17 protein-coding genes and 1 pseudogene are annotated in these 20863 nt (G+C 70.6%); 11 read left to right on the top strand and 7 right to left on the bottom strand.

What is annotated here, in order from left to right; all coding sequences use genetic code 11:
- Positions 1-2 precede the first annotated feature (2 nt).
- On the top strand, positions 3-1172 hold the full coding sequence (locus ACTWQA_RS15390; RefSeq protein WP_443159907.1) for a PQQ-dependent sugar dehydrogenase: 1170 nt from the start codon (positions 3-5) through the stop codon (positions 1170-1172).
- Here the strand turns inward: ACTWQA_RS15390 and ACTWQA_RS15385 are convergent.
- Positions 1132-1467 (bottom strand): carboxymuconolactone decarboxylase family protein, encoded by a 336-nt coding sequence (locus ACTWQA_RS15385; protein WP_327590721.1) that lies wholly within the window; start codon positions 1465-1467, stop codon positions 1132-1134. The two genes, ACTWQA_RS15390 and ACTWQA_RS15385, sit on opposite strands and share 41 nt — an antisense overlap.
- 257 nt (positions 1468-1724) lie before the next feature.
- Between ACTWQA_RS15385 and ACTWQA_RS15380 the strand changes: the two genes are divergently transcribed.
- Together ACTWQA_RS15380 and ACTWQA_RS15375 are read left to right on the top strand one after the other, a co-directional pair.
- On the top strand, positions 1725-2402 hold the full coding sequence (locus tag ACTWQA_RS15380) for a hypothetical protein (protein ID WP_443159906.1): 678 nt from the start codon (positions 1725-1727) through the stop codon (positions 2400-2402).
- 10 nt (positions 2403-2412) lie between these two features.
- Complete coding sequence (locus tag ACTWQA_RS15375) at positions 2413-5412, top strand: AAA family ATPase (RefSeq protein ID WP_443159905.1); 3000 nt, start codon at positions 2413-2415, stop codon at positions 5410-5412.
- 24 nt (positions 5413-5436) lie between these two features.
- On the opposite strand, the gene ACTWQA_RS15370 is transcribed toward ACTWQA_RS15375, so the two are convergent.
- Positions 5437-6609, bottom strand: coding sequence for a TerC/Alx family metal homeostasis membrane protein (locus ACTWQA_RS15370; protein WP_443159904.1), 1173 nt, complete (start codon positions 6607-6609; stop codon positions 5437-5439).
- 304 nt (positions 6610-6913) lie between these two features.
- Here ACTWQA_RS15370 and glnII point away from each other — a divergent pair, with 304 nt between their 5' ends.
- Entirely contained in the window at positions 6914-7933 is a 1020-nt protein-coding gene (gene glnII, locus ACTWQA_RS15365) for a glutamine synthetase (protein WP_443159903.1), read from the top strand.
- Between the two features lie 46 nt (positions 7934-7979).
- On the opposite strand, the gene ACTWQA_RS15360 is transcribed toward glnII, so the two are convergent.
- The 5 genes from ACTWQA_RS15360 to ACTWQA_RS15340 all read right to left on the bottom strand — a co-directional run bounded on the left by ACTWQA_RS15360 (position 7980) and on the right by ACTWQA_RS15340 (position 12308).
- Positions 7980-9518 (bottom strand): aldehyde dehydrogenase family protein, encoded by a 1539-nt coding sequence (locus tag ACTWQA_RS15360; protein WP_443159902.1) that lies wholly within the window; start codon positions 9516-9518, stop codon positions 7980-7982.
- Between the two features lie 60 nt (positions 9519-9578).
- Complete coding sequence (locus ACTWQA_RS15355) at positions 9579-10451, bottom strand: UTP--glucose-1-phosphate uridylyltransferase (protein WP_443159901.1); 873 nt, start codon at positions 10449-10451, stop codon at positions 9579-9581.
- A gap of 44 nt (positions 10452-10495) precedes the next feature.
- Positions 10496-11359, bottom strand: coding sequence for an aminoglycoside phosphotransferase family protein (locus tag ACTWQA_RS15350; protein ID WP_443159900.1), 864 nt, complete (start codon positions 11357-11359; stop codon positions 10496-10498).
- 94 nt (positions 11360-11453) lie between these two features.
- Entirely contained in the window at positions 11454-11723 is a 270-nt protein-coding gene (locus ACTWQA_RS15345) for a dsRBD fold-containing protein (RefSeq protein WP_443159899.1), read from the bottom strand.
- A gap of 30 nt (positions 11724-11753) precedes the next feature.
- Positions 11754-12308, bottom strand: a complete 555-nt coding sequence (locus ACTWQA_RS15340; RefSeq protein ID WP_443160117.1) for a cupin domain-containing protein — start codon at positions 12306-12308, stop codon at positions 11754-11756.
- A 97-nt stretch (positions 12309-12405) separates the two neighbouring features.
- On the opposite strand from ACTWQA_RS15340, the pseudogene ACTWQA_RS15335 reads away from it, so the two are divergent.
- The 7 genes and pseudogenes from ACTWQA_RS15335 to ACTWQA_RS15305 form a co-directional block, all read left to right on the top strand.
- Positions 12406-12750 (top strand): annotated as a pseudogene (locus ACTWQA_RS15335) (PhoD-like phosphatase N-terminal domain-containing protein); the annotation flags it as partial.
- Between the two features lie 203 nt (positions 12751-12953).
- Positions 12954-13352: a discoidin domain-containing protein gene (locus ACTWQA_RS15330; protein ID WP_443159898.1), complete on the top strand. Its 399-nt coding sequence runs from the start codon at positions 12954-12956 to the stop codon at positions 13350-13352.
- Positions 13353-13415: 63 nt separating this feature from the next.
- Positions 13416-14948: an SWIM zinc finger family protein gene (locus ACTWQA_RS15325; RefSeq protein ID WP_443159897.1), complete on the top strand. Its 1533-nt coding sequence runs from the start codon at positions 13416-13418 to the stop codon at positions 14946-14948.
- Positions 14945-16303, top strand: a complete 1359-nt coding sequence (locus tag ACTWQA_RS15320; RefSeq protein WP_443159896.1) for a DUF5691 domain-containing protein — start codon at positions 14945-14947, stop codon at positions 16301-16303. The genes ACTWQA_RS15325 and ACTWQA_RS15320 overlap by 4 nt, the downstream gene beginning before the upstream one ends.
- Positions 16300-17364, top strand: coding sequence for an ATP-binding protein (locus tag ACTWQA_RS15315; RefSeq protein WP_305921784.1), 1065 nt, complete (start codon positions 16300-16302; stop codon positions 17362-17364). Before ACTWQA_RS15320 ends, ACTWQA_RS15315 begins: the two co-directional genes overlap by 4 nt.
- A complete protein-coding gene (locus ACTWQA_RS15310; RefSeq protein ID WP_443159895.1) occupies positions 17361-19685 on the top strand; it encodes a DUF5682 family protein in 2325 nt (774 codons plus the stop codon). The genes ACTWQA_RS15315 and ACTWQA_RS15310 overlap by 4 nt, the downstream gene beginning before the upstream one ends.
- Complete coding sequence (locus tag ACTWQA_RS15305; RefSeq protein WP_443159894.1) at positions 19682-20827, top strand: VWA domain-containing protein; 1146 nt, start codon at positions 19682-19684, stop codon at positions 20825-20827. The genes ACTWQA_RS15310 and ACTWQA_RS15305 overlap by 4 nt, the downstream gene beginning before the upstream one ends.
- Positions 20828-20863 lie beyond the last annotated feature (36 nt).

The raw sequence follows: 20863 nt of genomic DNA, 5'->3' as shown, positions 1-20863 counted from the left end.
GGATGAACGGCGTGCGCCTCGTCCTGGCTGTGCTCCTTTTCGCCGTAGCTGTCACCGCCTGCTCGCCTGAGGCTTCGCCGCCTGCCGGGACGCTCACTCCCCGTGCCGGGACGACGACCGCCGCCCCGCAGGCCCCGCAGAGCCAGGAGACGACCCCGGCCGAGCGGGGCGAGTTGCGATTCAGGAAGATCGGAGAGTTCGACAAGCCGGTGGCGTTCGCCGTGCGCGAGGGCGATGATCGCCTCTACGTCGCCGAGCAGACAGGCCGGCTGCGGACCTCCGACCGCAAGACGGTGATCGACCTGTCGGGCGAGGTGAGCGGCGGCAACGAGCAGGGCCTGCTGGGCGTCGCGTTCCACCCGTCCGGCCGGTGGGTCTACCTCGACTGGACCGACACCCAGGGCCGCACCCACGTCACCGAGTGGGCCTACGACGGCTCCGAGGCGACGGGCCGGCGCGACGTGCTCACCCAGGACCAGCCCTTCCCCAACCACAACGGCGGCCAGCTCGCCTTCGGCCCCGACGGCCACCTCTATATCGCGCTCGGCGACGGGGGCGGCGCGGGCGACCCCGAGGGCAATGGACAGGATCTCGGCACGCTGCTCGGCAAGATCCTGCGGATCGACCCCCGGGCGGGCCGGCCCTACAAGGTGCCCGAGGACAACCCGTTCGTCGGCAAGGACGGCGCGAAGACCGAGATCTGGGCGTACGGGCTGCGCAACCCGTGGCGGTTCTCCTTCGACCGCGAGACCGGCGACCTGTGGATCGGCGACGTCGGGCAGAACGCGTGGGAGGAGGTCGACTATCAGCCGGCGGGTTCGGAAGGCGGCGAGAACTACGGCTGGAGCCTGCGCGAAGGCGACAAGTCCTTCAAGGGCGGGAAGGAGCGCGAGCTGGTCGAACCGGTGCTCGTCTACCCGCTCAACCAGGACGGCAACTGCTCGGTGATCGCCGGATACGTCTACCGGGGCGAGAAGATCCCGTGGCTGCAGGGCCAATTCTTGTACGGCGACTTCTGCGCCGGATGGATCAAAGCCGCCCCCGTCGACGAGGTGGAGAAGGCGGCCGAGGTCGGAGAGGTGGAGCAACTGTCATCGTTCGGCCAAGGGCACGACGGCGAACTCTACGCGCTCAGCCTCCGGGGCCCGGTCTATCGGATCGAGCCTGCCTGACGCGCTCGATCAAGCTCTCCACCTGGTCGTTCAGCATCGCCCCGCGGGCCCAGCCCGCGTAGTGCGCGAGGAAGACCACCACCTCCCGCAACTCCGTCTCGCTGAGGTCGCCGGCCCGCAGGGCGAGGTCGAGCTGAACGTCCGTCAACTGGTCGAGGCCCTGGCCGACGAGCAGCCCGAGCAGGAGCAGGCGGCGCTCCCTGACCGACAGGACCGTCCTCGACCAGACGTCGGCGAACTGGCGTTCGGCCGACATGCCGAAGGAGTCCACGGTCTCCATAGCGGGTTCTGTCATCCCATGCTCCGATGTCGATACGGATCCTCATATCTTTAGCTACTTCCTGAGTTGAACCAATGGGGGTTGCATGAACGTTGTACGGATCCGCGAGTCATGGAGCGAGGACCCCACGACGTGCGGCTTTTTGATCTGTAACAAGTAAAGCCAACCTTCGGCCAAGATTTGGTCAAGATTTCTCACCCTGCAAGGGGCTCATTCCGCCTGAAAGCGGGCACAACAACTCCGTTGGTCCGTAAATGCGGAGGTAAGCCCTGGTGAAAAAGACACGGGCTTTGATCGCGCTCCTAGCCGCGATCTTCATGCTGTCGGCGTGCGGGCAGCCGGAATTCACCTATGTCCGGGACCGGACGGGCACCACGTACTTCAAGGTGCCGGCCTCGTTCACGCAGCTCAACGCCAGCGCCATCGAGATGTATCTGTCCGGCGACCATCCCAACTCACAGGCGGCGCAGCTGCGGGCGCAGCGGGTCTGGTCGACGGCCTTCGACCAGTCCACGCAACCGTCGGTCGACCACATCCTGGGCTCGGCGGATCCTTTCGTCTACGCCACCGTGCACCAGCTGACCGAGGAGCAGCGGGACGCGATCTCGCTCAACAGGCTGCGCGACTTCGTCCTGCCGGTCACCGAGCAGGTGCGCGAGGCCTACCTCCAGCAGTCGATCGCGACCGGCCAGCCGCCGACCCTCAACAACTTCGAGCTTCTCAACGACGAGGTGCTGACCCTGGACGCCGGCGCCCGGGGCGTCCGGGTCCGCTTCAACTACCAGATCGGCAACGACGTCCAGACGTTCGACCACACCGCCATTCTCGACGAGAAGGGTTCCACGGTCTCCGTCATGCTCATCGGCTGCCAGTCGCTCTGCTTCAGGAAGCGCGCCGGCGAGTTCGACAAGATCGCGAGTTCTTTCAAGCTGCTCCGGCTGCCTGGATGAGGGAGCACCATTGACCACGACCATTCACCATGAAGGGCTGCGTGCCCCCGGCAGCGGGCCTTCCGATCCCGAATCCGTGACCAGGAAGAAAATGCAGTTCTGGGATCGGAGCAAGTTCCTCATCGTTCTGGTGGCGGCCTATCTCATCCTCACCTGGAAGGTGATGGCCGACTACGAGGGCGTCGTCACCTTCCCTGAGGCGGCGCGGGCCATCGCGCAGGAATACCAGTGGATCTTCTGGTTGCTCGGCGCGGAGGTCATCCGCCAGCTGCACTTCTTCATCAGCGAGCGCTGGTCGGCCTACCACCGCTTCTGGAGCCAGAAGGTCTTCGGCGGCTTCGACCGCTGGACGCACCGCCGCTTCGACGACTGGACGCGTTACCGGCTCTCGCGGGCACTGAAGATCACTTTCTTTGTCGTGCTGATCGCCCTGGTGCTGGGGGCGGTGCTGGACATCAGCCCGTTCCAGGCGCTGTTCCAGGTGCCCGCGCTGATCTGGCAGGCGCTGCCGTTCTTCCTGCAGATCGTTTTCCTGTTCTTCTTCGTCATCATCCAGTTCGTGGGCCTGTTCTGGTTCCTGTCCAGGGGCGGCGTCGAGACCTACTTCCCCGACGACATCAAGACCCGCTTCCACGACGTGTGGGGGCAGGACCATGTGGTCGAGCGCGTCAGGGAGAACATCGTCTTCCTGGAGCGGCCCGACGAGATCGAGAAGCGCGGCGGGTACGTCCCCAGCGGCCTGCTGCTGTGGGGCCCGCCGGGCACCGGCAAGACCCTCATGGCCGAGGCCGTGGCCGGTGAGACCGGCAAGCCGTACGTGTTCGTGGATCCGGGTGCGTTCACGAACATGTTCATGGGCATCGGCATCCTGAAGGTGAAGGGGCTGTTCAGGAAGCTGCGCAAGCTGGCCCTCCGGTACGGCGGCGTGATCGTCTTCTTCGACGAGGCCGACTCGCTCGGCAAGCGCGGCCGGCTCGCCCAGCAGGGCCCGAACGTGCCGGGCGGCGGCTTCTCCGGGCTGTCCGGGTACGCCGGCTGCCACGGGCTCAACTACCTGTCCGAGGAGACCCGCCAGGTGCTGGCCTTCCGCGCCCGGCGCGAGGAAGAGGAGCCGGGCCGGCGTAACCGCTTCATGATGGGCGGCGGCATGATGGGCAGCGGCGACCCCGGCACGCTGCAGGCGCTGCTCACGGAGCTGTCCGGGCTCAAGAAACCGCGCGGGTTCTTCAACCGGCTCGTCAGGCGGCTACTCGGGATGCGCCCCAAGCCGCCGCCCAAATACCGCATCCTCGTCATGATGGCCACGAACCGGCCCGACGCGCTGGACGAGGCGCTGCTGCGGCCGGGCCGCATCGACCGCATCTACAAGGTCGGCTACCCGTCCAAGGCCGGGCGGGTGCGCACCTACCAGGGCTACTTCGACAAGGTCGACCACGAGCTCACCCCCGAGCAGGTCGACAAGCTGGCCACGATCACCCCGTACGCCACCGGCGCCACGATCAAGGACCTGGTCAACGAGTCGCTGATCACCGCCATCAGGGACGGGCGCGAGATCATCACCTGGTCGGACGTGCTGCGCGCCAAGCGGCTCAAGCAGCTCGGCCCGCCCGAGGACGTCGAATACATCGAGCGCGAGCGGCACGCCGTGGCCGTGCACGAGGCCTGCCACGCCGTCGTGGCGTACGTGACCCGCTTCCACCTCGAGATCGACATCGCCACCATCGAGAAGGGCGCCGACTACCTGGGCATGGTCGCCTCGATCAAGCCCGAGGACCAGTTCACCCGGTGGAAGTCGGAGCACGAGGCCGACATCATGGTCTCGCTGGCGTCGCTGGCCGGGGAGCGGATGTTCTTCGGCGAGGACAACTCCTCCGGCGTGTCCGGCGACCTGTTCTCCGCGACCTACCTCACCGCGATGATGGAGTCGTACTGGGGCATGGGCTCGGGCGTCACCTCGCTGCCCGCGCTCCAGGAGCTGGAGATCATGGGTGGCAAGGCCGTGCGCAAGCCCCTCCCCGGCGGCGGCTCGATCGGCATCACCGAAAGGGAGCCCAGCAAAAAGGAGCCCGATCTCACCCCCGACGTGCTGGGGGAGCGGATCGAGTTCAACCTGGTACGGCTGCTGGAGAAGACCGGGGAGCTGCTGCAGGAGCACCGCAGGGACGTGCTCTGCGTGGCACACGCGCTGGAGACGCACAAGACGCTCAACGGCGACGACGTGGTGGCGATCATCCGGCGGGAGCCGGGGCCGCTCATCGACGGCACGATCTACGCCTCCGACGAGCTCTACCAGGAGCTGGAGGAATACCACCGCGACGCGGCCAGGGCGCACAAGGAGCACAGCCGCATCGATCGCGACCTGCCCGGGGCCGTCGAGCGGGAGGCCGAGCCCGTGTCGGTCGCCCTCGGCGGGCACGGCGTCACGGTCATCCCGCCGGCGCCTCCGTCCTCGCCGCCGGTCACGACCATTCAGCCGCCGGTGATCGCGCCGCCGGCCGCGACCGCGCCCGGCTACCGGATCGCCGGCGACGCCAGACAGGCCTCCACCGCCGATCAGGTCGATCGGCCGGAGTTCGTGCCGTGGGCGCCCGAGTCGACCTCGGCGCACCCACCGGTGCCCGTCATGGTCCAGCCGGCCGCCGCGCCGCCGCCACCGCGGCGGCGGAGCCCCGGCCGGGTCTGGCTGGTCATCGCCAGCCTGCTCGGGCTCGTGGCGCTGTCCGCCATCGCCGCACTGGCGGTGACGGGCAACGGCGCCAACGGGGCGGGCTCCTCCCTGGTGGCCTCGCCGGGCCTGCTGTTCCTGCTGTTCATCGTGATCGTCGCGGTGATCGTGGGCGCCGGCCTCGCACTGGTGGCGATCAAGGGGGTACGCGCGGCGCAGGCCAAGGCCGAACGCGAGCGCGACGAGGCCCACGCCCGGGCCCAGCTCCTGGCCGCGGCCATGGACCCGGACACCGCCATGCGGCTGCTCGGCTACGACGGCAACGGGCGCGACGGCCGTACCTGAGCGTGGCGCACGACCGGCGCGCGCTCAGCGCCGGTCGTGCTCCTCGTGGACCCTGCGCAGCAGCGCCATCAGCTTCTCCTCTTCGCGGATGCGCCTGCGGTATTTCTCCGGCAGCTTCTTGAGCTGCTCCTCCTCGTGGCACAGCTTCCCGAACAGCTCCTCGCGCAGCTCCGGGTCGTGCTCGACCTCCAGGTACGCCTGGGCGTGCCGCCGCGCCGCCGAGACGGCGTTCTGCGCGCGGCCCTTCGCGCTGGTCAGCGAGGCGACCACGGTGATCACCAGCACACCCACGATCACCGACAGGGACAGACCGGTGCTGATCTCGGTGACCGGCACGGGCTCGCCGTCGTTGATGAACGGCACGTTGTTCTCGTGCAGCGCGTGCAGGACGAGCTTGACCCCGATGAAGCCCAGGATGGCGGCCAGGCCGATGGCGAGGTAGATCAGCCGGTCGAGCAGGTCGTCGAGGAGGAAGTAGAGCTGCCGCAGCCCCAGCAGGGAGAACGCGGTGGCGGTGAAGACGATGTAGATGTTCTGGGTGAGGCCGAAGATGGCCGGGATGGAGTCGAGGGCGAACATGATGTCCGTCCCCCCGATGGCGATCATGACGAGCACCATCGGGGTCATGACCCGCTTGCCGTCCTGGACGGTGAACAGGCGGTCCCCGTCGTAGACCTCGGTGGCCGCGAAGAGCCTGCGGGCCAGGCGGACCATGACGTTGTCGGTGTCGTGGCTCTCCTCGCTCTCCGGCTTGAGCAGGTTTCCGGCCGTGACCAGCAGGATCAGGCCGAACGCGTAGAACGCCCAGGCGAAGGTGTTGATCAGCGCCGCGCCGATCAGGATGAACCCGGTCCTGGCCAGCAGCGAGAACACGATGCCGAACAGCAGTGCCTTCTGCTGGTTGGCCCGCGGCACCTTGAAGCTGGACATGATGACGAGGAACACGAAGAGGTTGTCGACCGACAGCGCCTTCTCCGTGATGTAGCCGGCGAAATACTCCGTCCCCGGATCGGGGCCGCCGAAGATCCACACGCCGGCGCCGAACACCAGGGCGATGCCGATGTACAGCGCCGACCAGATCGTGGCCTCGCGCAGCGAGGGGACGTGCGCACGGCGGACGTGGAAGACGAAGTCGAACAGCAGCAGCCCGACGATCCCCGCGATCGTCAGCCACCACACCAGCGGCGAGACGCCCATCAGCCGCGCACCCCGCAAGACAGAACGTGCATGAGCAAAAACCTCTGATGATCGTACGGTGAGGCGAACCCGATACGTATGACCCGCGCCTTACGGGTTATGCGTCGGCTCGTCCGGCCCGCCCTGCTCACCGGCTGGCGCTGCAGGACGCCAAGGGGGCAATCGTGACGGCTTCATGACGGGGGCAGGCGTTTGGCTTGGTAAAACTTGTGCTGATTAACACGGCGTTCACATGCGGGCAAAAACGGGGAAACGGCTGTCCATAAGACTCGGCGTGGCTGGAAGGAACCCTGAAAGGACCGCCGTGAGCTACAAGGCTGAGTACATCTGGATCGACGGCACCGAGCCCACGGCTCTGCTGCGCTCGAAGACCAAGATCCTTGCCGATGGGGCCGAGCCTCCGGTCTGGGGCTTCGACGGCTCCAGCACCAACCAGGCTGAAGGGCACTCGTCGGACCGCGTGCTCCGCCCGGTGTTCGTCTGTCCCGACCCGATCCGCGGCGGGGACAACGTCCTCGTCCTGTCCGAGGTCGAGGAGATCAACGGGGACCCGCACGTCAGCAACACCCGCGCCCTGCTGCGCCCGATCGCCGAGCAGTTCGCCGACCAGGAGTCCTGGTTCGGCATCGAGCAGGAATACACCTTCTTCAAGGGTAGCCGTCCGCTCGGCTTCCCCGAGGGTGGTTTCCCCGCCCCGCAGGGCCCCTACTACTGCGGTGTCGGCGCCGACGCCATCTTCGGCCGCGAGATCGTCGAGCTCCACCTCGACCGCTGCCTCGCCGCCGGCCTGGCGATCTCCGGCATCAACGCCGAGGTCATGCCCGGCCAGTGGGAGTTCCAGGTCGGCCCGGCGGGCCCCGTCGAGGTCTCCGACCACATGTGGATCGCCCGCTACCTGCTCTACAGGACGGCCGAGGAGTTCGGCGTCGAGGCCACCCTCGACCCCAAGCCCGCCCGCGGCGACTGGAACGGCGCCGGCGCGCACACCAACTTCTCCACCAAGGCCATGCGCGAGGGCTACGACGCCATCGTCGCCGCCTGCGAGTCGCTCGGCGAGGGTGACAAGCCGATGGAGCACATCTCGCAGTACGGCTCCGGCGTCGAGTCCCGCCTCACCGGTGCCCACGAGACCGCCCCGTGGAACAAGTACAGCTACGGCGTCTCCAACCGTGGTGCGTCCGTGCGTATCCCGTGGCAGGTCGAGGTCGACAAGAAGGGCTACATCGAGGACCGTCGCCCGAACGCCAACATGGACCCGTACGTCGTCACCCGCCTGCTGGTGAACACCGTCTGCGCGGCCCTGGAGAAGAAGGGCCTGGTCTGACCTTCCTCGTGAAACGGGGCCCCCGGGTGGGGGCCCCGTTTTCCGTTCACGGGAGGCGGAAGTCGAGGTCGGGAACGATCTCCGCGACATCCATCTGCGCCTTCTGCAGCCGGCCCGAGTGGTCCCAGTTCATGGCCTGCCAGCGGGTGAACTGGTCGAGCACCCACACGCCGGACTGGCGGCTGCCGTTGCCGGACTTGCCGTTGCCGCCGAAGGGCAGGTGCGCCTCCGCTCCCGAGGTGGAGTTGTTGACGCTGACCATGCCGGCCGAGATGCCCTCGCGGAAGCGGAAGGCGCTCTTCGGGTTCGTGGTGTAGATCGAGCTCGACAGGCCGTAGCCGGGCAGGTTGGCCAGCTCGACGGCCTCGTCGAGAGTCGCGAATGTGGTCACGCCCACGATCGGGCCGAACGTCTCCTCCATGAAGAGGCGGTCGCCGGGCTTGACGCCGTCCACGACGACCGGGTGGTAGTAGAGGCCGCCCTGACCGTCGAAGTCGCCGCGCGGGTTGTCTTTGGTGATTTTGCCGGTATTTCCGGACACGACCCTGTGATGGGGCTCGATCCAGGTCAGATACTCCTCGTACCGGTCGGCGAACTTCTGGTCCAGCAGCGGACCGGCCAGCACGTCCTGCGCGGGGTCGCCGATCCTGGCCTCGCCCACCGCCCGCGCGAACCGTTCGACGAACGCGTCGTGCACGCTCTCATGCACGATGACCGTGCCGAGGCTGGTGCAGCGCTGGCCGGCGGTGCCGAAGCCGGAGAACAAGGCGCCCTCGACGGCCAGGTCCAGGTCGGCGTCCGGCATGATCACCATCGGGTTCTTGCCGCCCAGCTCCAGGCAGGCCGACTGCAGGTGCCGCCCGGTCAGCTCGCCGATCTTCCTGCCCACCTCGCTGGAGCCGGTGAACCCGACCTTGTTGACGCTGCCCTCCTCCAGAGCCAGCTCCAGGCCGCGGAAGGTTTCGGCACCGTCGGCGAAGACGACGTTCAGCACGCCGTCGGGCAGCCCGGCCGCCACGAAGAGCTGGAACATCGCGTGCGCGGAGGCGGCGGCGTATTCGGCGGGCTTCCAGACGACGGCGTTGCCGCACAGCAGGGCCGGGACCAGATACCACGACGGCACGGCCACGGGGAAGTTGCCCGCGGTGACGACCGCCGCCACACCCACCGGGTTGCGGAAGGTGAAGAGGTTTTTGTCCGGCATCTCCGACGGCACCGTCTGCCCGTAGAGCCTGCGGCCCTCGCCGAGGAAGAAGTCGCACGTGTCCACGATCTCCCGCACCTCGCCGAGCGCCTCGGCGTACGGCTTGCCGATCTCCTCGGTGACCAGCCGGGCCAGCCGCTCGGCGTTGGCCTCGACCAGCCGCCCGATGGAGGCGATCACCCGGCCGCGCACCGGGGCGGGCACCCTGGCCCACTCGCGCTGGGCTTCCTTGGCGGTGCGGCAGGCGGCGGCGAACGTGCCGGCGTCGGCCATGCCGACTCGGGCCACGACCTCGCGCGGCCGGGCGGGGTTGGTCGATTCGTACGTGCTCGTGGCGGCGGCTTCCTTGCCACCCACGAGGGAAACGATTTGTCGGCTCACCGGGGCCCTCCTCATAGGTTCTGCGGACAGACAATCATCCCGCCGCAAGAATCCCAACTTTCAGCCGCTCTCCTGAGCCAGCCTACGCAGCTCCGGGCCGTAGGCCGGATCGGCGAGGGCCGCGGCGAACTGGGCCTTGAGGTAGTTGAGCGGCGAGCCCGTGTCCCACCAGGTGCCGTCGATGACCTGCCCGTACACCGGGTGGGTGGCGGCGTGGCGGTCCAGCGCGTCGGTGAGGTAGATCTCGCCCTCAGGGTTCTCGTGCCACTTACGCGTGGCGGCCTCCAGCTCCTCCACGACGCCGGGGGTGACGACATAGCCGCCGATGGCGGCGTACCGGGACGGGGCCCGCTCCGGTGACGGCTTCTCCACCAGGCCCGAGATCCGCAACCGGCCGCCGCCCAGGTCCTCCTCGACGACGGGCACGCCGTAGCGGGAGGCGTCCTCGACCGCCATCGGCATCAGGGCCAGGACGGGGGCCTTCGTGGCCTCGTACGCGCTCTTGAGCTGCTTGGCCCGCGGCACCTCGGCCACGAACACGTCATCGGCCCAGAGCACCATGAACGGCTCGTCGCCGATGACGCGGGCGGCGTTGAGCACGGGCGTGCCGTTGCCGTAGGGGCCGTTCTGGTACAGGTAGGTGATGTGGGCCAGGGACGACAGCTCCGCCACCGCGTCGGCCAGGTCGTCCTTGCCGTCGGCGCGCAGCTGCAGCTCCAGATCGGCGTCCAGGGCGAAGTGCCGCTGCACCAGGTCCTTGCGGGCCGAGGTGACGATGGTGATCTCGTCGATGCCGGAGTCCACGAGCTCCCGGATAGTGTGCTCGATGACGGGTTTGTCGCCGATCGGCAGCATCTCCTTCGGCAGGGCCTTCGTCAGCGGCAGCAGCCGGGTGCCCAGGCCGGCCACCGGGATCACGGCTTTGCGGACCATGCGACTCTCCTTGATCGAGCGACGGGGAGAGTGCCGACGTTACCTCAGGCACATTCCATGATCACCGCCTGGATCGTGTGCCGTGCGTTGGACGCCATCGCGTGGTTCGTGTGCCGGTAGTAGTCCAGCTGGCCGGCCGCCATGGACAGCGCCCAGCCACGGCCCCGCGCCCAGGTGTCGTCGTCCACGTCCAGCCCGGCGCGGAAGACGTCTCTGGCGTCCGGGGTGAGCAGGTTCCACGCGGGGATCAGGTCGCAGGCCGGGTCGCCCACGCCGGCCGTGGCGAAGTCGATCACGCCGGTGAGCCGGCCGTTCTCGACGAGCAGGTTGCCGGGCATCAGGTCGGAGTGCGTCCACACGGGCGGGCCCGGCCACTCCGGCGTGCGTGCCGCCGCCTCCCAGATCGCCGTCGCCGCCGCCGTGTCGATCAGCCCGTCCAGCTCGCCGATCGCGTGCCGGGTCGCCTTGTCCAGCCGGCTGAGCGGCCCCGCCCGGTACGCCCTCGGCCCGTCCGGCAGATCCACCTGCCGGAACGCGGCCACGAACGCCGCCAGATCCTTGGCGAGAGGCTCGTCCCCGGCCTCGGGGTTGGCGCCGGGCAGCCATCGGCACACCGACCACGGCCAGGGGAAGCCCTCACCGGGCACGCCCGCGCCGAGCACCTCCGGAATGGCGAGCGGCAGCAGCGGGGCCAGTCGCGGCAGCCACAGATGCTCCTTCTCCACGTCGCCGACGCCCCACTCTGCGAGCGGCAGCCGTACGGACAGGTTGTCGCCGAGGCGGTAGACGGCGTTGACCGTGCCCGGCGAGGGGAAGCGCTCGATCGGCAGGTCCGCCCACTGGGGGAACTGCGCGGCCAGCAACCGGCGCACGAGGATCTCGTCGGTCTCCACCTCGTCGTCATGCATTTTGCCCATGGACCGCCATACCAGCGTTCCGGCAGGCCGCCCGTCAACTCGATATTCGTCGACCCGGCAGGGCGGGCCGGCGACAGGAACGTGCTTACCAAGAGCGGCTCGAGGTGGGGGAGTCGGCAGAGCTCGCGATGTCCCGCTGGGTGATGACCGCCAGCCGCTCGGCCAGGTCGGCCAGGGCCCGGGCGGCCGCCAGCTCGTCCCCGATCTCGGGCACCGCCGGGTCGGACGGATTGCGCCTGGCACGGCCGTTGCCCGTGACGACGGTGCCGTCGTCGGTGGTGAGCGCCGCCCGCGCCGCCGTGTCGTCGCCGTCCTCGGTCAGCAGGATGCGCACGTTCCATTCTTTTGCTTTCATGGCCACACGCGCTTCCCTTCGACCCCCCGGTCATGCGGTGAAGTCGGCAAAATCGAAGCCCGGCGACACGATGCAGCTCACCAGGACGGGCTCGTCGCCGGCCGGCCGGGCCGACTGCCACACCCCGCCGGGCACGATCGCCTGCGGCGCCTGGCCGACCTCCACGTCCGGCCCCAGTGTGACCGTGGCGTCGCCGATCGTCAGGCTGAGCGGGCCACCGCGGTGCCACAACCACACCTCGTCCGACCTGACCATGTGCGGCACGGACTCCTCGCCCGGGTTGAGCAGGAAGTAGATGCCGGTGGCGCTCGCCCGCGGCCCGGAGTAGCCGTCCGGGTGGAACGTCACGGGCGACCTCCACGTCTCGCGGAACCAACCGCCCTCCGGGTGGGGGAGGAGGTCGAGGGCGGCGGCGACGGGTGGTCGATCGACGAACGCGACCGGGGCGCCCGTGACGTCCCTGCGCAGGAACCGGGTGCCGTCGAGGACGAGCTGCCCCTCCAGCGGACTGGCCAAGGCCGCGGCCTCGTCGGGCACCTGGACGGACGGGCCGTCGGGATAAATCTTCAACTCCACCTGACGCATTTTAAGTCGGATATTTCTGGGGCCGGGCGGCCGGTTCTGACCTTGTGCATTTACCCGCGGTTCGGCTTTGTGGCCCGATGCGTTCATCGCCTCATGAATGGATACCCCGGGCCATGCCACGGGCGTGGCCGGGGTCATCGCGCTCGGCCAGGTGCCGAGCGGGGCGACCGACCCCGTGCCCGCTCTATCCGCCAACCCCTTCACGCTGGGCGTCTCCTCCGGCGACCCGCGCCCGGACGGCGTGGTGTTATGGACCAGGCTCGCCACCCAGCCGCTGGCCGACGACGGGATGGGCGGTATGCCGCGGACGCCGGTGCCGGTCCGGTGGGAGATCGCCGAGGACGACGGCATGCGGCGCGTGGTGCGCAAGGGCGTCGCCACCCCCCGCCCCGAGCTCGCCCACGCCGTCCACGTCGAGGTGAACGGGCTGCGCCCCGGCCGCGAATACTGGTATCGCTTCACGGTCGGCGGCGAGACCAGCCGCGTCGGACGCACCAAGACCGCGCCCGACCCGCGCTGGGCCACCGAAGTCGCACTGGCCATCGTCAAGATCACCGCGCCCCGGGAGACGCCGCCCGGCGAGCACCGCGTGACCGTACAGGTCGGCGACCAGACCACCGAGCTTCCGGTCACCGTCACGCAGACGTGCGTGGAGCCGAAGGTGTATGCCAGCAGCTTCCACGCCGGCTTCGGGCCCGAGCGGCGGTCGACGGCGACATCGCCACCTTCTGGCACTCGGAGTACTCGCCGCCCACCCCGCTGCCGCAGTCGATCACGCTCAACCTGGGCGAGGTCAAGCGCGTCGGCAAGGTCGACTACCAGCCGCGCTTCGACGGCAACCTCAACGGCACGCTCTTGGACTACAAGGTGTACGTCAGCGCCGACGGCCAGAGCTTCACCGAGGTCGCGGTCGGCACGTGGGCGGGCGACGCCCGGCTCAAGACGGCCACGTTCACGCCGGTGGACGCCCGCTACGTGCGCCTCGAGGGGCACCGGGCGCTCGGCGGCTCCTACCTGTCCGCCGCGGAGGTCACGGTCGGCTGACGCCGGCCGGGGATCTCCCCGACTCGCGGCGAAATGTCGGTCGGGCTGGCTAGTCTGCGGCAGGTGATCGAACGGTGGAGCCGGGATCAGGTGCTCGCCCTCGCCCCTGACGCCTCCTCCCAGAAGGCTGCCCAGGGGATCGCGGCGCCGGGGAAGTGGTCGTCGCGTGGCACGACGGGCACGGTCCTGTATGGCGAGTGCAAGGGCAGCGGGGCCAAGCCCTACCTGGCGTGCGTCGACCTGACCGAGCCCGCCTACCGGTGCAGCTGCCCGAGCAGGAAGTTCCCCTGCAAGCATGCGCTCGGGCTGCTGCTCATGTGGTCCGCGGACGGGGTGCCGGAGACGCAGGCGGCGCCGCAGTGGGTGACGGAGTGGCAGGAGGCGCGGGCGGAGCGCGCCGCCAAAGCCGCGGCCCGCCTCGACGCCGCCCGGGCCAAGGCCGCCGCCTCCGCGCCAGCCGGGACCTCGGCGGAATCCGAGGCCGCCGCTGACAGCCAGGCGGACGTGGCACAACCAGGCCCCAGCACCGGCGCCTCCGGCCACAGGCAGGGCGCGGCAGGGCCGGGCGCTGGGCTCGGCACTGGTGCCTCTGGTCAGGGGCAGGGTGCTGCGGGGCCGGGCGTCTCGGGCGGGGCGGAGTCGCCGCGTCATGCGCGGGTCGCCTCCGGGCTGGCCGAGGTGGAGCGCTGGCTGGCCGACCAGGTGCGGCAGGGCTTGGCGGGGGCCGCCGAGCACGACTGTGACGGCCTGGCCAAGCGCCTCATCGACGCCCAGGCTCCAGGCCTCGCGGGCATCGTCTCCCGCCTGGCCCAGGTGCGGGCGGAGGACGACTGGCCGGGCCGGCTGCTGGAGGAATACGCCCTCATCAACCTGCTCGCCGTCGCCTACCGGCGGCGGGCCGAGCTGCCCGGTCCGCTCGCCCAGACCGTCCTGATCCGCACCGGGTTCCCGGTCACCAGGGAAGAGGTGCTTGCCGGGTCGGCGGTGCGCGACCACTGGGACGTGCTGGGCAGGCGAGAGGAGGTGCAGGACGGGCTGACGGCCCGCCGCGTCTGGCTCCGCGGTCGCCGCAGCGGCCGACCGGCGCTGATCCTGTCCTTCGCTCCGCAGGGCCGGCCTTTGGACGCCTCCCCGGTCACCGGCACCGTCATCGACGCCGACGTGGCCTTTTACCCGGGCGCGGCCCCCTTGCGCGCCCTGATCGCCACCCACCACGGCACCCTCGCAGCTCATGGCGCCGCTGCCGAGCCCGGCCCTGCGGCCCCGCGTGCTGCTGCTGAGGCCGGCCCTGCGGGCCCGCGCGGCGCTGTGCCGCAGGCCGTTCCTCCTGGCCTGTCGCCGGAGCAGGCGCTCGATGAGGTCGCAGGGGCGCTGGCCGAGGATCCGTGGACCGAGTCCTGGCCGCTCGTGCTGGCCGGGGTCGTCCCCGAGCGGACCTCGCTCGGAGGGCTCCCGCTGCACCCCAGATCCCGTGACCCGTGGCGGCTGATCGCAGTCTCGGGCGGACACCCGCTCACGGTCGCCGCCGAATGGACTCCGCAAGGCGTGCGCCCCCTGACCACCTGGGACGACGAGGGAACGGCGGTGATCGTGTGAGCACCTGGGAGGAGCTGGCGTCGGCGGCGCTGGTCGGCACCGACCGCAGGCCCTACCACGGGGTCCTGCTCGAGGACGCGGCCGTCGTGGTGACCAGGCGGAGGGCGGGGCGCGGGCTCCGTCGACCGGGCGAGGCGGCGCCGCCGGAGCCCGCGCCCGGCGAGGAGCGCCCCGCGATCGCCAGGCGCGCCGCCGAGCGCCTGGTCAGGATCATGAGCGGCGAGCACGAGAGGCTGCTGCCCGAATGGCTCGCCGCGGCGGCGGGGACCGGTCGCCGGGTGCCTGCTTATGCGCTGCCCGAGCTGCTCGAACGTGGCCGTCGCGACCGCTCGATCCGGGTCCACCTCGGCGTGCTGGCCGGGCAGCGCGGCAGGTGGCTGGCCGGTCACAACCCGGCGTGGGCCTATCTGCTGGAGGAGCCGACGGGGGAGACATGGGAGCTGGGCGGTTCGGCCGACCGGCGGGCGCACCTGCGCGCGCTCAGGGCGGCGGACCCCGCCCAGGCCCGGCGGCTGCTGGAGAGCACGTGGGAGCGTGAGACGCCCGACGACCGCGCCGAGTTCGCAGACGTGCTGGCCGACGGGCTGAGCATGGACGACGAGCCGTTCCTGGAGTCGATGCTGGACGACCGGCGCAGGGAGGTGCGCCAGGCCGCCGCCAACCTGCTCGCCGGCCTTCCCGGCTCGCGCCTGTCCCAGCGGATGGCCGAGCGGGTGCGCGCATGTGTCGCCATCGCCGGCAACGTCATCACCATCGAGGCCCCCCGCGAGTGCGACAAGGCCATGGAACGCGACGGCGTCAGGCCCAAACCCCCGAGGGGCATCGGCGAGCGGGCCTGGTGGCTCCAGCAGATCATCGCTCGCGCGCCGCTCGCGGTGTGGGGCCACCCGCCCGCCCGGTTGCTCAGGATGCGGATCCCCGACTGGGACGCCGACGTGAAGGCCGCCTGGGTGCGTGCCGCCGTGCTGCAGAAGGACCCCGAGTGGGCGCGGGCGATGTTCGGGTGGGACCCGATCGCCGACCTCCTGGAGTCCCTCCCACCCGACGAGCAGCAGGAGCTCGCCGCCGACTTCGTCCGCACGCACGACCTGGACAGCCAGCTCATCATGGTCCTGGGCGGCGTCTCGTCCCACTGGCGCGAAGGGCTGGCCACCGCCGTTCTCCGCAAGATCGTGAAGGTGGCCGCCACGCAGCCGTGGAACCTCGGCGAGCTGGTCAAGCTGGCCGGCGAGCGCATCGACCCGGCACTGTTCCCGCTGGCGGAGAGCTACTCGCCGGTCGAGTCCATCCAGCAGGTCGCCGCGCTGCTGCGCTTCCGTGCCGACATGTACAAGGAATTGAAGGAGACCCCGTGACCGTTCTGCGCCCGCACGCGGAGGACCAATACGCCGAGGAGCTGGCCCTCCTGGCCAAGGACGACGACCGGCCCCGACCGCCAGGCTGGAAGTTGTCGCCGTGGGCCGTCACCACCTACATCCTGGGCGACGGCGACCGCGTCACCCCCAAATACGTGGGCGCCCGCCGCATCGTCGAGGTGGCCGTCGCCACGCTGGCGACCGACCGCGCGCTCCTGCTGCTCGGCGTGCCCGGCACCGCCAAGACGTGGCTGTCGGAGCACCTGGCCGCCGCCATCAGCGGCGACTCGACGCTGCTCGTGCAGGGCACCGCCGGCACCGCCGAGGAGGCCATCAGATACGGCTGGAACTACGCGAGACTCCTGGCCGAAGGCCCCTCGATCGAGGCGCTGACTCCTTCGCCGGTGATGCGGGCGATGGCCGAGGGCCGCATCGCGCGCGTCGAGGAGCTGACCCGCATGCCGTCGGACGTCCAGGACGCGCTGATCACCGTCCTGTCGGAGAAGACGCTGCCGATCCCCGAGCTCAACCGGGAGGTGCAGGCCGAGCGGGGCTTCAACGTCATCGCCACCGCCAACGACCGCGACCGGGGCGTCAACGAGCTGTCCAGCGCGCTGCGCCGCCGTTTCAACACCGTGGTGCTGCCGGTGCCGGCCACCGCCGAGGAGGAGGTGGACATCGTGGCCCGCCGCGTCACCCAGCTCGGCCGGGCGCTGGAGCTGCCCGAGACCACGACCGGCCTGGAGGAGATCCGGCGCGTGGTGACGGTGTTCCGCGAGCTGCGTGCGGGCGTCACCGAGGACGGCAGGACCAAGGTGAAGTCGCCCAGCGGGACCCTGTCCACGGCCGAGGCAATCTCGGTCCTCACCAGCGGCATCGCGCTGGCCGCCCACTTCGGCGACGGCGTTCTGCGCCCGTCCGACGTGGCCGCCGGCATCGTGGGCGCGGTGGTGCAGGAGCCGGTGTCGGATCGGGTGGTGTGGCGCGAATATCTGGAGACCGTGGTCAGGGAGCGTTCCGACTGGCGCGACTTCTACCGCGCGTGCCGCGAGGTCTCATGAGTGTGCATGTTCTGGGCGTGCGGCACCACGGGCCGGGGTCGGCGCGGGCCGTCCGGGCCGAGCTGGAGCGCCTGCGCCCCGACGCGATCCTCATCGAGGGCCCGCCCGAGGCCGACCCGCTCATCCCGCTCGCCCCGGAGCTGGAGCCGCCCGTCGCCCTGCTCGCGCACGTGCCGGGCGACGCCGCCAACGCCGCTTTCTGGCCGTTCGCCGGGTTCTCGCCGGAGTGGCAGGCCATCCTGTACGGCACCTCCGCGGGCGTCCCCGTGCGCTTCTGCGACCTGCCCGCGGCCCATTCGCTGGCCGGCCGGACCGATGAGGAGGTTTCGGAGCTGCGGGCCGACCCGATCGGCTCGCTCGCCGCGGCCGCCGGATACGACGACCCCGAACGCTGGTGGGAGGACGTCGTCGAGCATCGCGGCGATACCCCCTTCGAGGTGATCGCCGAGGCCATGGCCGCCGTACGCGAAGGCTACGAGCCGGACGAGCGGGAGGCCAGGCGCGAGGCTCACATGCGCAAGACCCTCCGCGTGGCGCTCAAGCAGGGCTACGGCAGGATCGCGGTGGTCTGCGGGGCCTGGCACGTTCCGGCGCTGGCCGGGCCGCTGCCGCCCGCGACGGTGGACACCGCGCTCCTGCGTGGGCTGCCGAAGGTGAAGGCCGAGCTGACCTGGGTGCCGTGGACGTACGGGCGGCTGGCCTCGTGGAGCGGCTACGGCGCGGGCATCACCTCGCCCGGCTGGTACCACCACCTGTTCACCGCGCCCGACCGGCCCGTCGAGCGTTGGCTGGCCGAGGCCGCCGCCGTGCTGCGCGATGAAGGTCTGGCGGTGTCGTCCGCGCACGTCATCGAGTCCGTACGCCTGGCCGGCAGCCTGGCCGCGCTGCGCGGCCGCCCGCTGGCGGGGCTGAGCGAGGTCACGGAGGCGGCCAGGGCCGTGCTGTGCGAAGGCGACGACCTGGCCGTGGAGCTGATCCAGCGCCGCATGGTCGTGGGCGATCGGCTGGGCCACGTCTCCGACGGCACGCCGATGGTGCCGCTCCAGCGTGACCTGCGCGAGCAGCAGCGGCGGCTGAAGCTCAAGCCGGAGGCGCTCGACCGCGAGATCGACCTCGACCTGCGCAAGCCCCTCGACCTCGAGCGCAGCCACCTGCTGCACCGGCTGCGGCTGCTCGGCGTCGGCTGGGGGACGCCGGGGCAGGCGCGCGGCAAGGGCACGTTCAGGGAGACGTGGACGCTGCAGTGGCGCCCGGAGCACGATCTCGCCCTCATCGAGCACGCCGCCCTGGGCACCACCGTGAGGGCCGCCACCGCACAGCGGGCCAGGGACCTGGCAGGCGCGCCGGGGGCGGCGCTGGCGGACCTGACGTCGCTGGTCGAGCAGTGCCTGCTCGCCGACCTGTCAGAGGCGCTGCCCGAGGTGCTGGCCGCGCTGTCGGCCAAGGCGGCGCTCGACACCGACGTCACACACCTGATGGCGGCCCTGCCCGCGATGGTGCGCGCCCACCGCTACGGCGACGTACGTGGCACGTCGGCCGGAGGGCTGGCGGTGATCGTACGGTCGATGCTGGAGCGGATCTGCGTCGGGCTGCCGGTGGCGGTGACCGGGCTGGACGACGACGCGGCGGCCGATCTGCTCAAACACGTGGACGCGGTGCACGCCGCCGTCGCCCTCCTCACCGACCCGCCTCCGCCCGTCGAGACGGCCTCGCCCGCACCGGACGGCCGGAGCGCGCCCTCCGACGGTGGGGCGCCGGCTGGGGAGGGCGTGTCAGCCGAGGGCGGAGAAGCCGGGGCGGCGCCGCGGAGCCGGTGGCTGGTCACGCTGCGCGGGATCTGCGACCGGCAGGACCTGCACGGGCTCATCGAAGGGCGGCTGACCAGGATCCTGCTGGATTCGGGCGAGCTCCAGGATGCCGGTGACCGCATGTCCAGGGCCATGTCCAGGGGGCAGACGCCGGCCAGGGCGGCCGGGTGGGTCGAGGGATTCCTGGCCGGCGGCGGCCTGCTGCTGGTGCACGACGCGAGGCTGCTGGCCCTGGTCGACGACTGGATCGGCGGGCTTTCTGGTGACCAGTTCACCGACGTGCTGCCGCTGTTGCGCCGTACGTTCGGCAGCTTCGCCGTGCCGGAGCGCCGGGCCATCGGGGAGCGCGTCCGCTCGGCCGGGCGCGTGGAAGTGGAAGGGGAGCAGGACGTGAACGAGCGGCGCGCGGCGGCGGCCGTCACCACCGTGCTGGCGATCCTCGGAAAGGCGGGCGGATTCGGGCAAGCGGACGGGCTCCGGAAGACGGAAGGACTTGGGAGGGCGGGCGGATGAGCGCGGCGGACGATGAGCGGATGCGCCGGTGGCGGCTGGTGCTGGGCGGCGGGGACGCCGACGGCACCGGGTGCGGGCTGCAGGGCGCGGACGTGCAGATGGACGCGGCCCTGGCCGCCGTCTACGACCAGGATGGCCGGCAGGGCGGGCTGGGCGCGTCGGCGCCGCGGGTGGCCCGCTGGCTGGGCGACATCAGGACCTACTTCCCCTCCACGGTCGTCCAGGTCATGCAGAAGGACGCGATCGAGAAGCTCAACCTCACCAGGCTCTTGCTGGAACCGGAGATGCTCGAGGCGGTGGAGCCCGACGTGCACCTGGTCGGCACCTTGCTGGCGCTCAACAAGGTCATGCCCGACCAGGCCCGCGAGTCGGCCAGGGCCGTGGTGCGCACGGTGGTGGCGGAGCTTGAGCGCAGGCTCGCGCAGAAGACCAGGGCGGCCGTGACGGGCGCGCTCGACCGCGCGGCCAGGACACATCGCCCCAAGCGGGTGGCCGACATCGACTGGAACCGGACGATCAGGGCGAACCTCAAGAACTACCTGCCGGAACGCAACACCGTCGTCCCGTCACGGCTCGTCGGCTACGCCCGGCGCCAGCGGTCGGTGCAGCGCGAGGTGGTGTTGTGCATCGACCAGAGCGGGTCGATGGCGGCCTCGGTGGTGTATTCGAGTGTGTTCGGGGTGGTGCTGGCGTCGATGCGCTCGCTCAAGACGTCGCTGGTGGTGTTCGACACGGCGGTGGTGGATCTCACCGAGCGGCTGCACGATCCGGTCGAGCTGCTGTTCGGCACCCAGCTCGGCGGCGGCACCGACATCAACCGGGCCATCGCCTACTGCCAGGGGCTCATCACGAGGCCGGCCAACTCGATCTTCATTCTGATCAGCGACCTGTACGAGGGCGGTGTGCGGCAGGAGATGTTGCGCAGGGTCGCCGCGATGACGCAGGCCGGCGTGCAGGTGATCGTGCTGCTCGCGCTGTCCGACGAGGGCGCGCCGTTCTACGACCACGACAACGCCGCCGCGTTGGCGGCGCTGGGGGTGCCCGCGTTCGCGTGCACGCCCGACGCGTTCCCCGACCTGATGGCGGCGGCGATCGAACGGCGCGACATCGCCCAGTGGGCCGAGCGGCAGGTGAGCGCATGAGACCGCGACCCCGCATCGGGGCCGCGGTCTCATGAC

The organism is Nonomuraea sp. 10N515B (assembly GCF_052245915.1).
Classification (GTDB): domain Bacteria; phylum Actinomycetota; class Actinomycetes; order Streptosporangiales; family Streptosporangiaceae; genus Nonomuraea.
This window is presented reverse-complemented; position numbering and strand designations above follow the sequence as displayed.